Annotated in this window: 12 protein-coding genes and 1 tRNA gene; 7 read left to right on the forward strand and 6 right to left on the reverse strand. The window is 53.5% G+C overall.

Features of this window, described 5'->3' with window-relative positions:
- Positions 1-172: 172 nt before the first annotated feature.
- Positions 173-3109 (reverse strand): excinuclease ABC subunit UvrA, encoded by a 2937-nt coding sequence (uvrA, locus tag G512_RS0106420; protein ID WP_051269042.1) that lies wholly within the window; start codon positions 3107-3109, stop codon positions 173-175.
- Positions 3110-3530: 421 nt separating this feature from the next.
- Here uvrA and G512_RS0106425 point away from each other — a divergent pair, with 421 nt between their 5' ends.
- Positions 3531-4082 carry a single-stranded DNA-binding protein gene (locus tag G512_RS0106425; RefSeq protein ID WP_028481001.1) on the forward strand — a complete coding sequence of 184 codons (552 nt, stop codon included), beginning with the start codon at positions 3531-3533 and terminating at the stop codon, positions 4080-4082.
- Positions 4083-4232: 150 nt separating this feature from the next.
- Here G512_RS0106425 and G512_RS0106430 read toward each other — a convergent pair.
- Positions 4233-4307: transfer RNA gene (locus G512_RS0106430), tRNA-Glu, on the reverse strand.
- Between the two features lie 177 nt (positions 4308-4484).
- Positions 4485-4925, reverse strand: coding sequence for a lactoylglutathione lyase (gloA, locus tag G512_RS0106435; RefSeq protein ID WP_028481002.1), 441 nt, complete (start codon positions 4923-4925; stop codon positions 4485-4487).
- Positions 4926-5364: 439 nt separating this feature from the next.
- Here gloA and G512_RS0106440 point away from each other — a divergent pair, with 439 nt between their 5' ends.
- Together G512_RS0106440 and G512_RS0106445 are read left to right on the forward strand one after the other, a co-directional pair.
- A complete protein-coding gene (locus tag G512_RS0106440) occupies positions 5365-5946 on the forward strand; it encodes a cold-shock protein (protein ID WP_028481003.1) in 582 nt (193 codons plus the stop codon).
- A 250-nt stretch (positions 5947-6196) separates the two neighbouring features.
- Positions 6197-6526: a DUF192 domain-containing protein gene (locus G512_RS0106445; protein ID WP_228130478.1), complete on the forward strand. Its 330-nt coding sequence runs from the start codon at positions 6197-6199 to the stop codon at positions 6524-6526.
- Between the two features lie 133 nt (positions 6527-6659).
- On the opposite strand, the gene galE is transcribed toward G512_RS0106445, so the two are convergent.
- Entirely contained in the window at positions 6660-7652 is a 993-nt protein-coding gene (galE, locus tag G512_RS0106450) for a UDP-glucose 4-epimerase GalE (protein ID WP_028481005.1), read from the reverse strand.
- Between the two features lie 98 nt (positions 7653-7750).
- Positions 7751-8380, reverse strand: a complete 630-nt coding sequence (locus G512_RS0106455; protein WP_028481006.1) for a MarC family protein — start codon at positions 8378-8380, stop codon at positions 7751-7753.
- Between the two features lie 342 nt (positions 8381-8722).
- Between G512_RS0106455 and gyrA the strand changes: the two genes are divergently transcribed.
- Positions 8723-11404 carry a DNA gyrase subunit A gene (gyrA, locus tag G512_RS20230; RefSeq protein WP_407636262.1) on the forward strand — a complete coding sequence of 894 codons (2682 nt, stop codon included), beginning with the start codon at positions 8723-8725 and terminating at the stop codon, positions 11402-11404.
- Positions 11405-11495: 91 nt separating this feature from the next.
- Here gyrA and G512_RS0106465 read toward each other — a convergent pair whose 3' ends face one another.
- Positions 11496-11795 (reverse strand): hypothetical protein, encoded by a 300-nt coding sequence (locus tag G512_RS0106465; RefSeq protein WP_028481007.1) that lies wholly within the window; start codon positions 11793-11795, stop codon positions 11496-11498.
- Positions 11796-12489: 694 nt separating this feature from the next.
- On the opposite strand from G512_RS0106465, the gene coaD reads away from it, so the two are divergent.
- The 3 genes from coaD to G512_RS0106480 are packed head-to-tail and all read left to right on the forward strand — an operon-like array spanning position 12490 to position 14091.
- Entirely contained in the window at positions 12490-12990 is a 501-nt protein-coding gene (gene coaD, locus G512_RS0106470; protein WP_028481008.1) for a pantetheine-phosphate adenylyltransferase, read from the forward strand.
- Between the two features lie 41 nt (positions 12991-13031).
- Positions 13032-13568 (forward strand): peptidylprolyl isomerase, encoded by a 537-nt coding sequence (locus tag G512_RS0106475; protein ID WP_036488741.1) that lies wholly within the window; start codon positions 13032-13034, stop codon positions 13566-13568.
- A gap of 49 nt (positions 13569-13617) precedes the next feature.
- Entirely contained in the window at positions 13618-14091 is a 474-nt protein-coding gene (locus G512_RS0106480; protein WP_028481010.1) for a peptidylprolyl isomerase, read from the forward strand.
- The last annotated feature ends 227 nt before the right edge of the window (positions 14092-14318 follow it).

The following is a 14318-nucleotide window of genomic DNA, read 5'->3' on the forward strand; positions in this document are numbered from 1 at the left end:
ATACGGATACTGATTATGCATGACTGAACTCAGTAATCGATGCCTTTTGACAACATTTTCAAGCTGTGAAGATTTTTGTGTTCGCTCCTGCGAAATAAAAAATCCTGGCTTTTGACCAGGATTTTTATAGGTGATGTTGTGAATCTGAAGGCTAGACGTTGTGGCGAGAAGCTTATTCTGCTGCGCTTCGTGCTCTTGCCTTGCCTCGGCGATCAAACAGTTCCGCCAAAAATACGCCTGTATAGCTGCCTTGCGTTTTGGCAATTTCGGTCGGTGGTCCTGAGGCTACGATCTGCCCGCCACCATCTCCGCCTTCCGGGCCGAGATCCACGACCCAGTCGGCGGTTTTGATTACTTCCAGATTGTGTTCGATCACCAAGACGGTGTTGCCTTGATCGACAAGTTCATGAAGTACCTCCAGCAGCTTTGCCACGTCATGAAAGTGCAGGCCGGTTGTTGGCTCATCCAGAATGTAAAGTGTGCGTCCTGTGGATCTTTTTGAAAGCTCTTTTGCCAGTTTGACCCGCTGAGCTTCACCACCAGAAAGAGTGGTCGCTTGTTGGCCAACCTTTATGTAGCCAAGCCCCACTCGCGCCAGCGTTTCCATCTTGTCTCTTATGGACGGGACTGCACTGAAAAAGTCCGCTGCTTCTTCGACTGTCATGTCGAGAACATCGGCAATGGATTTGCCTTTGAACTGAACTTCGAGTGTTTCGCGGTTATATCGTTTTCCTTTACACACGTCGCACGTCACATACACATCTGGCAGGAAGTGCATTTCGATCTTGATCACGCCGTCGCCCTGACAAGCTTCACAGCGTCCACCTTTGACATTGAACGAGAAACGTCCAGGCGCGTAGCCGCGTGCCTTGGCTTCCGGCATTCCGGCGAACCATTCACGTATAGGGGTGAAGGCGCCGGTGTAGGTTGCCGGATTTGAGCGCGGGGTGCGGCCAATCGGGCTTTGGTCAATATCGATCACCTTGTCGAGATGTTCAAAACCTTCAATGCGATCGTGTGGGGCCGGATTTTCCCGCGCACCATTGAGGTGACGGGCTGCCGCCTTGTATACGGTATCAAGGAGAAGCGTTGATTTGCCACCGCCTGAAACGCCCGTGATACAGGTAAAGGTGCCCAGAGGCAGGGTTGCCTCCACATTCTTGAGGTTGTTGCCGGATGCGCCGACCACCTTCAAAGCACGCTTTTTATTGATCTTGCGTGGCTTGTCCGGCATGGGAATAGCCATAGCACCGCTTAGATACTGGCCGGTGAGGGAAGCAGGATCGCTCATGATGTGGTCAGGGGTGCCTTGAGACACGATGCGCCCGCCATGAATGCCCGCGCCCGGACCTACATCCACCACATGATCTGCCGCCAGAACGGCATCTTCATCATGTTCGACGACAACGACCGTATTGCCTAAATCTCGCAAGTGTTTCAACGTTTCCAGCAAACGGGCATTGTCTCGCTGGTGGAGGCCGATGGACGGTTCATCAAGCACATAAAGCACGCCGGTCAGACCGGATCCGATTTGAGATGCCAGGCGAATGCGCTGGCTTTCACCGCCCGAAAGCGTGCCGGACGCGCGCGACAGGGAAAGATACTCCAAACCGACGTCATTCAGAAACTTAAGTCGTTCCCGGATTTCCTTGAGAATCCGGTAAGCGATTTCGTTCTGTTTGGTCGTCAGCCGATCATCAATGTCGTCAAACCATTTGTAGGCATGCTTGATCGACAGTTCAGTGACCTGGCCGATGTGTTGCCCGTCGATTTTTACGGCCAGCGCTTCCGGCTTTAGACGGTATCCATTGCAGGCGTCGCATGCGTGATCGGTCTGGTAGCGGGATAATTCTTCGCGCACCCATTGCGAGTCGGTTTCTCGCCAACGGCGCTGAATGTTCCCAATCACGCCCTCAAATGGTTTCGATGTGCGATAGGATCGAGTGCCATCGTCGTATACAAACTCGATCTTCTCCTTGCCGGTACCATGCAAAACCTTCTCACGGAATTCCGGCGGCAGCTTGCTCCAAGGAGTGGTCATAGACTGATCGAAATGGCGGCACAGGGCTTCAAGCGTTTGAGTATAGTACGGTGACGTGGCACCGGTCTTGGCCCAAGGGGCAACGGCGCCGCCGCGCAAGCTCAAGTTCGGGTCGGGGACGACGAGGTCCGCCTCAAAAGCCAACTGCGTTCCCAGACCATCACATTTTGGGCATGCGCCAAATGGATTGTTGAACGAGAACAGCCGGGGTTCGATTTCGGGAATTGTAAAGCCGGATACGGGACAAGCGAACTTTTCCGAAAAAACGAGTTGTTTCGGGTCGCCCTTGTCATCTGTTTGATCTGCAAATTCGGCAACTGCGAGGCCTTCGGCAAGTTGCAACGCTGTCTCCAGCGAATCCGCCAGACGACCGGTAATATCCTCGCGCACAACAATACGATCGACCACTACATCAATGTCGTGCTTGTATTTTTTGTCGAGTGTCGGGGCCTCGGTGATCTCGTAGAAGGTGTCGTCAATCTTGACGCGTTGAAAGCCCTTCTTCATCAACTCGGCCAGTTCTTTCCGGTACTCACCCTTGCGACCGCGCACTATCGGCGCGAGCAGATACAGGCGTGTTCCTTCCTCCAGATCCATGATCCGATCGACCATCTGACTGACTGTCTGGCTCTCGATCGGTAGCCCCGTTGCCGGCGAGTAGGGGACCCCTACGCGGGCAAACAGAAGACGCAGGTAGTCGTAGATCTCGGTGACGGTGCCGACTGTAGATCTGGGGTTTTTTGATGTCGTTTTTTGTTCAATGGAGATCGCCGGAGACAGGCCGTCAATTTGGTCTACATCTGGCTTCTGCATCATTTCGAGAAACTGGCGCGCGTAAGCACTCAGGCTCTCGACATATCGTCGTTGGCCTTCCGCGTAGATGGTGTCAAAGGCCAGTGACGATTTACCGGAACCTGACAGGCCCGTCATGACGATCAGACTGTCACGTGGCAGGTCAAGATCCACGTTCTTCAGATTGTGTTCACGTGCACCGCGAACAGAAATGAGTTTGTTGTCGCCGTTCGAAACCCCTTTGTGGGCCATCGGATCCGTGGTTTTCGTGGTCATTTGCCCTTCCCGGGAAATATCGCAGTAGTGCTCCGCGTTTTGCAATTCCAAACGCAATCTAAGTCAGTTTGAGCTGAGGAGCAGGTGTCAGCGAAGTGAACTCGAAAATTTTTCTGGAACATATACGGAACAATCCGGCGCCCGCAAGGCATTTTTACAAATTCATCCGGGGAGGCGCATTGCCGGAAAATCAGTGTTGCGGTTATGGAACCAGTAGGTTACGGTTCGGAACAATAAGAGAACAAAGTGTTGTGACCGCGTTTTCCCAAAGGCCCAGCATCGTTTATATATGTCGGTGTGTGGACAAGACCAGCGGGTTAGCGCTGCCTGTTTGCTTGATCCTGCTGGACGCGATAGGTTGCGTGCCAACATGAGATAGCAGGGGCTCCGTGGTCACCTGCCAAGTACCTAGGAGATATGAATGGCGGGGAGCGTCAACAAGGTTATTCTGGTTGGAAATCTGGGAGCGGATCCGGAAATCCGCCGTACTCAGGATGGACGACCGATCGTGAACCTGCGCATCGCGACATCTGAGAGTTGGCGAGATCGGAACACTGGTGAGCGCCGCGAGCGGACCGAATGGCACCGTGTTGTTGTGTTCAATGAAGGACTTGCCAAGGTCGCTGAAAACTACCTGCGCAAAGGCTCCAAGGTTTACATCGAAGGCCAGTTACAGACCCGCAAATGGCAAGATCAAAGCGGTCAGGACCGTTATAGCACTGAAGTTGTCCTTCAAGGCTTCAACTCGACGCTTACCATGCTGGATGGTCGTAATGACGGCGGCGGCCAGGGTGGCTTTGGTGGCTCCCAAGGTGGTGACTTTGGTGGCGGCGACCAAGGTGGCGGCTTCGGCGGCGGATATGGCGGTGGCCAAGCCGGAGGTTTCGGCAGTGGCGGGCAGGGCGGCTCTCAAGGTGGAGGCGGCTTTGGTGGTCCCGGCGGTGGCGGTATGGACGACGAGATTCCGTTCTAGGCACCCGTTACAATCAGACAGTACAAAGCCCTGCGATCCCTCGTGGGGCTTTTTTGTTACTACTCAGTTGTTGCGAACAAGAACGCGTCTATCACCAGACCGAAAAGTGAAACAGCCTTACGTCGTGACTTCAATTTTTAGGGAATTAGATGGTACGCCCAAGGGGAATCGAACCCCTGTTTCCGCCGTGAAAGGGCGGCGTCCTAACCGCTAGACGATGGGCGCACTTTTTCGAACCATGGGTGTTTAGGACCACCCCGTTCGTTGGTGTGGGCGCGTTATATTCATTCTCGCCGATACTGGCAAGAATTGAACTAAAATAATCCACAGATGTCGAGATTCTAGTCTAGGGTCTTGATATAAAAGGGAAGCTCGGAAGAAGAACCGAGCTTCCCAGCTAAATTACCAGGTACCCGTGTTTTCCATGGAGGCCCAAGGCTCCCGAGGCTCAAGCGCACCATCCTTCTGGATCAACTCAATGGATATGCCGTCTGGTGATTTGATAAATGCCATGTAGCCATCACGGGGCGGGCGATTAATCGTAACGCCCTTTTCCTGAAGATGGGCACATGTGTCGTAAATGTCGTCGACGAGGTAGGCGAGGTGTCCGAAGTTGCGACCTCCAGCATACTCTTCCGGATCCCAATTATAGGTCAACTCAAGCAGAGGAGCCTTCGTCTGCTCTGCCTGCTCCTTATCGCCGGGTGCGGCCAGAAATACGAGCGTGAAGCGACCCCGTTCGTTCTCTGTGCGACGCACTTCTTCGAGGCCGAGCTTGTTGCAATAAAAGTCGAGTGCCTGATCCAGATCAGCAACGCGGACCATGGTGTGAAGATAACGCATTAAGTCAGCCCTTTATTTCATTAGCAGATAGCATTACGCTTCCGGAAATATAATAGGCGTTCATATAAGTTCAATCTCGGAAAAGTTCACGTGACGGTCAAAACCGGGACGCCAAGTGAAACACAAGGTTCCGTTTGGGGCATCCGAGTATTAGTTCGCAGATAGGTCTAATTGTTCCACAAACTTACCCTGTTCTATCCACCAATAGCTCAGGTGTAGAATGTGCTAGTCCTGTTATCACTACTCCATGAAACCTACTGGATCTTGTGTGACTTTGCAGAAAATGAACAAAACTTCAGGGGATCATTTAGGGTTTTTTAATTTTTCGTCTGGAGCGACCGTAGCTGGATGATATCCTCGACAGCGAGGAATCAATCAAGATCGCATTCCCTGTACGGTCTGATTGATCTTGATGCGGCAACGACTACGGGGCATTAACATGACTATTAAAACGACACCTGCACCAGGTATCGTTGAAGATGTAAATGACGACGTCGCACTGGATGTTCTGCAGATCGGCGGAACAATCAAGTGGTTCGATGTTGGCAAAGGCTTCGGATTCATAAAACCAGATAATGACTTGCCGGATGTACTGTTGCATGTGACATGCTTGCGTCGGGACGGATATCAGACAGCTTATGAAGGGGCTCGAGTTGTCTGCGAAGTTCTGAATCGACCACGCGGCTTGCAGGCGATGCGTATTCTGTCCATGGACGAGAGTACGGCAGTTCATCCGTCACAGTTGCCACCGTCGCGCACCCATGTGCAGGTGGTGCCGGAAGGCGGGTTTGTTGATGCGGAAGTCAAGTGGTTCAACCGGGTCAAGGGCTTTGGTTTTTTGACCCGCGGCGAAGGCACGGAAGACATCTTCATCCATATGGAAACCTTGCGCCGGTACGGCATAACCGAACTGCGCCCAGGACAGAAAGTTCAGGTGCGATTTGGCTCAGGGCCAAAGGGCAAGATGGCCGCGGAGGTGCGTCCTGTTGGAGCGGGCACTCACATCCCGGCCTCGCATTAAAGCTGGTGGTGCGCATCAAGGCTGGTGCGCTACCGGCGTCCAGAGGCTAATAGCGACCGTCAGTGCTTTGCGCGGAATATCGAGCGACTTGTTTGGGCTACGAGCGGAAAAACAGGCAAGCCTGACGGCACTATTGGCATGTTTTGCATTCGCGGTTTGCCTTGCAGGTGGTTTGAATTCCGCGATCGCAGAAAATCTGCCAACCGGAACCATTGGTGTGAAAACAGACCGGGGGCATTTCGAGTTCTCCGTGGAGATCGCATCCACGCCCGAAGCGCGGGCTCAGGGTTTAATGAACCGCCCCTCGCTGCCGAAAAACCATGGCATGTTGTTCGTCTTCGAACGCAGCGAAGATCAGTATTTTTGGATGAAAAATACACCATTGCCGTTGGATATCATTTTCTTGCAAGAGACGGGTACGGTGCGCCATATCCATCATCACGCCACGCCTTTTTCTGAAAAAGTCATCTACTCGCGCGGTCCAGCTCGATATGTACTGGAATTTGAAGCGGGTACCGCTCATCGAATTGGCTTGAGTGTTGGTGATCAAGTTGATCTAGGAGACGCAACGTCAAAGTAGGTGCGCCTGCGTTTCAGATGCCGGGAAGGGGCATCAATCCTTGACAAGATGATCCTTGCGAGGCTTATTCAAATGCTGGGAAACCGAGGCCTTCTGCGAAGGCCTCGATGGAGATTGCGTTGCCAATTGGCCGTTATCTCGGGCTGTTGCGCTTTGACAAGTTTTTTTCCCAGTTCAAAGCATGTTCAACGATCAAATCGAGCTGATTGTACTGCGGCTTCCAATCTATCTCGGTGAGTATCTTAGCGTTCTGAGCTACAACTTTCGGACTGTCACCTGCGCGGCGTGGTTCTTCCCTTACTTCAAAATCCACCTTTGAAACTGCTTTGACGGCCTCAATGACTTGTCTTACGGAATACCCTTCTCCGTAACCACAGTTCATCACCACACTCGTTCCATCTTCGCGCAGGCGATTGAGTGCCAGATAGTGCGCGGAAACCAAGTCGCTGACATGGATATAGTCACGCACGCCCGTGCCGTCCGGCGTATCAAAATCTGTACCAAAAACGCCTAGATGACCACGCTTGCCCAAAGCGGCTTCGCAAGCCACCTTGATGAGATGGGTTGCGTTTTTGGTGGATTGTCCGGTCCGCCCTTTGGGGTCAGCCCCGGCCACATTGAAATAGCGCAGCGCGGTATATCGGAAATCATGGGCCGCAGCGACATCATTCAACATGAGCTCCGTCATGAGTTTGGACGTACCGTAGGGCGACAGCGGCTTTAAAGGCGCGTCTTCGGCCACAGGCACGGTCTCCGGATCGCCGTATACTGCGGCAGTAGACGAAAAGATGAATTTGTCCACGCCGTGTCGCACGCAGGCCTCAATAAGCTCGCGAGAGTTCGCCGTATTGTTCTTGTAGTACTTGAGCGGGTCGGACACAGACTCGGGTACGATTATTGAGCCAGCAAAATGGATCACGCCCTCTATGTCATGGGCTTTCATCAATTCATCCAGCACCGCGCGATCGCCCACATCTCCCTTGACCAGCCGTACATCACCAGGCAATGCCCACTCGAACCCGGTGGAAAGATTGTCCAGGACAATGACGTCTTCTCCTGCGTCTTTGAGGAGCCACGTCATGTGACTGCCGATGTAGCCGGCTCCGCCGGTGACAAGAATGGGCATGGGTTAATTCCTTGAATTGTTAGATTGCACAAGGTGCCGTGGGCACCTCAAATACGGAGATTTTTCAAACAGACAGAAGGTTGGTCAAGTATGGCCGCTTAGTGAACGGCAATAAGGTTAAAAATGCCATCAGCCACGAATTGAACCGAGAGGGCCGCCAACAGCACACCAAAAAGCCGTGTCAAAATGACTTGTACGGTTGCACCCATGTAGGCTTCGATCTTATCCGCCAGAATGAAAACGATGAACGTGATGATCAAAACAGCGATCATGACACCCAACAGCCCTACAAGACCATAAATGCCCGGCGCCTGCGGCGTCAGCAGGATCAAGGCGGAGATGGAGGCAGGACCGGCGATCAACGGGATGGACAGCGGGAACACGGCGACATGAGATAGATCGTGATCATCTTCAATTGCCTTCTCGGCGCTCTCGGCTTTCCGTTTGGTTCTGTGTTCAAACACCATCTCAACGGCAATTATGAACAACAGGAGCCCCCCCGCGACCTTGAAGGCCGGTTGGGAGATACCCATGACGCTGAGAACAGATTGCCCCGCGGCGAAGAAAACGAGCAGCGTCGCGGTGGAAATGATAATGGTTTTGATAGCAATGCTGCGTCTTTGGGCCGTAGTCGCCCCAGCGGTTACGGCGAGGAACATGGGGGCCAGGCCGATGGGATCAATTGTGACGAACAGCATTGCGAAGGCATTGGTGAGATAATCCAGCAAGTGCTGTCTCCTCAGTGTTTTGTGATGGGGTCCAAGTAGTCTCAATTCGCTAGCAAATCCCCAAGAAACTCGCAATACAGAGCGCCGATTCTGCCTGTTTTGCTCCCTTCCTGAACCACGAAGAGACATTCTAAACGGTGGATAACGGTGTGAGGGAGAATTGTGCTGTGATCACTTGGCCTTACGGGCAAGCGTTGATTTGGAAATTCGACTTGAATCGGCTATAAACGAGCACAATTAACTCAACGAAATTAACGAGAATAATCCTTGGCAGATCAGGACAATAGCACACCGGAGGGTGGGCTCCCCAGCGATATCAAGCCCGTTTCCATTTCCGATGAAATGAAGCGCAGCTATCTCGACTACGCGATGAGTGTGATCGTGAGTCGAGCGCTGCCGGATGTACGAGATGGTCTGAAGCCGGTGCATCGCCGCATTTTGTATTCGATGCATGAAAATGGCTACGAGTGGAACAAGCCTTATCGCAAGTCCGCCCGTGTAGTCGGCGACGTCATGGGTAAATACCACCCCCATGGCGACAGTGCGATCTATGACGCGCTTGTGCGCATGGCGCAGGACTTTTCCATGCGTCTGCCGCTGGTTGATGGACAGGGCAACTTCGGGTCGGTTGATGGCGATCCGGCTGCGGCAATGCGTTACACCGAGTGTCGTCTGGAAAAGGTGGCTCAAGCTCAACTGGCGGACATTGACAAAGACACTGTCAATTTTCAGGAAAACTACGATCAGTCCGAGACAGAGCCGGAAGTTCTGCCAGCGCGCTATCCAAACCTGCTTGTGAACGGAGCAGGCGGTATCGCGGTGGGTATGGCGACCAATATCCCGCCTCACAATCTTGGTGAGGTTGTTGACGGCGCCATTGCCTTGATTGATCGACCCGATATTACCTTACCTGAGCTGATGGAGATCATTCCGGGTCCGGATTTCCCGACCGGTGGCTTGATCCTTGGCCGCAGCGGTATTCGCAGCGCTTATGAAACCGGGCGTGGCTCCGTTGTCATGCGTGGCAAGGTGGATATCGAGGAAGGCCGTGGTGGCCGCGAAATGTTGGTGATCACGGAGATTCCGTATCAGGTCAACAAAGCCTCGATGATCGAAAAGATCGCGGAACTCGTTCGTGACAAGCGCATTGAAGGCATATCCGATATCCGGGATGAATCGGATCGGCAAGGCATGCGGGTTGTCATCGAGCTGAAAAAGGATGCTGTTGCTGACGTTATTCTGAACCAGCTCTACCGGTTTTCTCAGCTTCAACAGTCATTCGGCTGTAACATGGTTGCCCTGAACGGTGGCCGTCCGGAACAACTCAACCTTCAAGACATGTTGAAGGCATTCCTGTGGTTCCGGGAAGATGTCGTCAACCGGCGTACTCGCTATCTTCTTGCCAAGGCGCGTGATCGCGCGCATGTTTTGGTTGGTCTGGCGATTGCAACCGCCAACATTGATGAGGTTATTCACCTCATTCGAACCGCACCGGATCCTGCAACAGCGCGGGCTCAATTGATGGAGCGCGATTGGCCTGCCAAGGACGTGACACCGTTGATCCAGCTGATCGATGATCCGCGGCACCGCGTTCAGGAAGACGGGACCTACAAACTGTCCGAGGAACAGGCGCGCGCCATCCTGGATTTGCGTTTGCAGCGCTTGACCGCCATCGGCCGTGATGAGATTGGCGACGAACTCGACGGTCTGGGTGAAGAAATCAAGGATTACCTGGATATTCTGCGATCACGTGCCCGGGTACAGGAGATCATCCGTACGGAGCTGGAAGAGGTAAAGCGGGACTTCGCCACGCCACGCCGCACTGAAATCACCGAGGGCGGTGGCGATCTGGACGATGAGGACCTGATTGCGCGCGAAGACATGGTGGTAACCGTAAGTCACAGCGGTTACATCAAGCGCGTACCTTTGGATACTTATCGTGCACAGCGGCGCGGTGGCAAGGGCCGGTCGGGCATGCAGACCAAAGACGAGGATTTCGTCACGCGGCTGTTTGTTGCCAATACTCACACACCGGTGTTGTTCTTCTCTTCCCGTGGCATTGCCTACAAGCTCAAGGTTTGGCGCTTGCCACTTTCCAGCCCGCAGGCGCGTGGCAAGGCATTGATCAATTTGTTGCCGTTGGAGCAAGGCGAGTACATCACCAGCATCCTGCCATTGCCGGAGGATGAGGAAAGCTGGGGCGAACTGGATGTGATGTTCGCAACAACGCGCGGCACGGTACGCCGGAACAAGCTCTCGGACTTCGTACAGATCAACAAAAATGGCAAGATCGCCATGAAGCTGGACGAGGGCGACGGCATTGTGAATGTCACGACCTGTACAGAGCAGGATGATGTACTGCTCACCACCGCAGCTGGTCAGTGTATTCGCTTCCCGACAACCGATGTGCGCGTGTTTACCGGACGTAACTCCGTTGGTGTTCGCGGAATTGCGCTGGGTGAGGATGATCGGGTGATTTCCATGACCATCCTGCGTCACTTCGACTGTGATTCCGAGGAGCGTGCTGCCTACCTCAAGCTGTCTCGCCAGATGCGGGGTGAAGCTGAGGAGGGAGACGAGAATGGCTATGATACCACGGCAGGTATCAGTCAGGAGCGTTACATCGAGATGAGTGCCGCTGAGCAGATCATTCTGACAGTGTCCGAGCGTGGGTATGGCAAGCGAACTTCGTCGTTTGAATACCGCACAACGGGACGTGGTGGTAAAGGCATCGCGGCAATGGCCGTCAATCAGCGCAATGGCCAGTTGGTTGGATCGTTCCAAAGTGAAGAGGGCGATGAAATCATGCTGGTAACCAATGGTGGTCAGCTCATCCGGTGTCCGGTCGCAGGAATTCGGCTGGCTGGGCGTTCCACTCAGGGTGTTATTGTCTTCAAGACATCCGCTGACGAAAAAGTGGTGGCCGTGGAACGGATCAGTGAAGTGGAAGGCAACGGCGACGACGATCTGCCCGGCGCTGTTGAGGGTGATGCACCGGATGGTCCCGATGGGGGGGGCTCCTGAAACGGACCCGCCTGCCTCGGGGGGAGAGGACTCCTGAGTGCCACCTGATTACATGAAGAGGAATGGAGGACGGGGCCTTCTGGCCCCGTTTTTATGTTTGGCGCTGATGCTGAATCAGGATCGACAGGCGGCGCTCTTCATCGCGAAGCTCGACGACATATGAATCACGGGTGTTGGTATCCAGAGGGGCCGTCGCACGGTCTTGTTTCGTTGCAAGGGCTACAACTGGCGCGACTGTAGGTTGAGCGGAAAGGGGTGCTTTTGACGGCAAAGACAGATCGGCTGCTTGTGCGCTTGCAGCAAAGCTGAGTGCTGCGCCTGTGGCACAGACTGCTCGGTTGAATGCGCGGCAATGACGTAAGGAGGGAGGATGTGAACGTTCAGTGATCATGGCTTGCGTCCCCGTTTTTTAGCCGTTCTGGGCGGTTTCCGCCTCACTGGTTTTATCCCCATATCCTAGACCGCATTTTCCCTTAGAAACTGCGCAAATATGCGATGCTATCGGATCAGCTTGGATTTGTGTTGCTTGCAGAGCACACATTTATGGTGGAAAACCGTTTGCGGGAATGAGCGTTGTGCAAAAAGGGGAGCGAGGCCCGAAGGCCTCGCCAGACAAATAGAGTTTAGGAGGTTGGGACTTCACTGAAAGCGAAGTTATCTCTTAAACAGGTCCGATGGGTTCGGACACTAGCTGTCGATGAAGCGCCAGGAATGAATGCTCAACATCAACGTCACAGTCGTTTGTGAGGGCGCCTTGACGTGTATTGGGGGGCTCCAATTATCACGCCGCCTCACGAGCTGGCTTCGAGGGATCTTCAAGAGACTAGGGGCAGCTCTAAAAGATCGGGATGCGTTTGCCGCGCCTATGATAAACAGGGGCTTATCGGACCGGCACCTCTCAGCTTGCAGTGTTGACTATATACAACAGGCAAGAGTTTGCTGTGACAACCGTCACAAATAGGGGCTTTGGTGAAAAACACCATGCGCACAATTTCCGGTTGGCTTACCCGTTGTTATTTCCAGTGATTGATTGATATGTTCCAGCGAACGGTTCCAGTGGCCCTTTAAGAATTAAGGCGTTATCAATGAAACGTATTGCTCTTTACCCCGGCTCTTTCGATCCCATGACATTTGGTCATCTGGATATTCTTGAGCAATCCCTCAGTCTTGCCGATGAAGTTGTGGTAGCAATTGGCGTCCATCCGGGAAAGACACCCTTGTTCAGCTTCGACGAACGCGTCGAGATGATAGAAGAAGCGTGCCTTGAAGCATTTGGGGCTGATGAAGCCGACCGGATTCGGTGCATTTCGTTTACCGGGCTTGTGATCGAAACCGCACGAGAAGAGGGGGCCAAGATTCTGGTTCGCGGCCTGCGGGATTCGACTGACCTGAACTACGAAATGCAAATGGCGGGTATGAATGGAACGCTGGCCCCGGAAGTGAAAACAGTCTTTTTGCCAAGCTCCCCGCCAATGCGACCAATCACAGCCACATTGGTGCGCCAGATTGCCAAAATGAATGGGAACTATGCGCCCTTCGTTCCCCAATGTGTTGTTAAGCGGCTCAAAGACCGCGTGGCCTCGTAATCTCACCCCTGATAATCCAACAGAAAGCAAAGGTAATTCTGATGGTAGCTCGTTTTTTTGCAGTTCTGGCCGTGGTTCTTTCCGGCCTTTTGGCTGCGACTTCCGCACAGGCTCAAGATCTTGAAAATACACTTTACCTGGACCTTAAGGATGGTCGTGTCGAGATCCAGCTGCGCCCGGATCTGGCTCCAAACCATGTGGAGAGGATCAAGCAACTGACACGCGACGGATTCTATGATGGCATCGTCTTTCACCGCGTCATTGATGGTTTCATGGCTCAAACCGGTGATCCGACCGGCACAGGCCGCGGCGGGTCGGACCTACCGGACTTAAAGGCAGAATTCAGCGAGGAGCCGTTCAAGCGCGGTACTCTGGGCATGGCCCGTTCAGCCAATCCGGACAGTGCCAATTCTCAGTTCTTCATCATGTTTGACGACGGACCATGGCTTAACGGGCAATATACTGTGTTTGGTGAGGTTGTCTCCGGAATGGAATATGTAGACAATATCAAACGTGGTGAGCCTGTCCAAAACCCGGATAAAATCGTAGGTATGCAGGTTGCGGCCGACGCCCAATAAAGGGTAAGTGGTGCACCATCTTAAAACCTCGAAGCGCAAGGAATAGCTCGTGGCAGAAATCCAAGATCCAGAAAACACCCTGATCATTGAAACCACTCAGGGAAACGTTGTCGTCGAAATGCGCCCGGACCTGGCGCCAACACATGTTGCCCGCATCAAGGAGTTGGTGCGTGATGGCTTCTACGACGGCATCGTGTTCCACCGCGTGATTGACGGCTTCATGGCGCAGACTGGCGACCCCAACGGAACTGGCACGGGTGGTTCAGGCCAGAAGCTGAAGGCCGAGTTCAGCAACGAAAAGCACGTACGGGGCACATGTTCCATGGCACGCGCCATGGATCCGAACTCTGCTGACAGCCAGTTTTTCATCTGCTTCGAGGACGCACCCTGGCTGGACGGTCAATACACCGTTTGGGGTCAGGTCGTTGAGGGCATGGAAAACGTCGACAAGATCAAGCGCGGCGAACCTGTTCAAAATCCTGACAAGATGGTTTCGGTCAAGGTCGTCGCCGACGCGGCTTGATTTTCTGCCTTTTCAGAACGTGATGAACGGCGGCCTTCCATGCGAGGGCCGCCGTTTTTGTGTCATCGCAAACCGGTTATTGTTGACCATGGGCTTGATATCGCGCTAAACCGCTGACCGTTCTTGAGGTTGCGAGTTGGTGACAGCGGCTTGCCCTTGAAGAGATTCTCGTAAAACAGAGGAAGAGAGACGCATCCGGCGCCCACGCAGGTGGCGGAGACGGTCCT

The sequence above is a fragment of the Pseudovibrio exalbescens DSM 16456 genome (assembly GCF_000422785.1).
GTDB lineage: Bacteria > Pseudomonadota > Alphaproteobacteria > Rhizobiales > Stappiaceae > Pseudovibrio > Pseudovibrio exalbescens.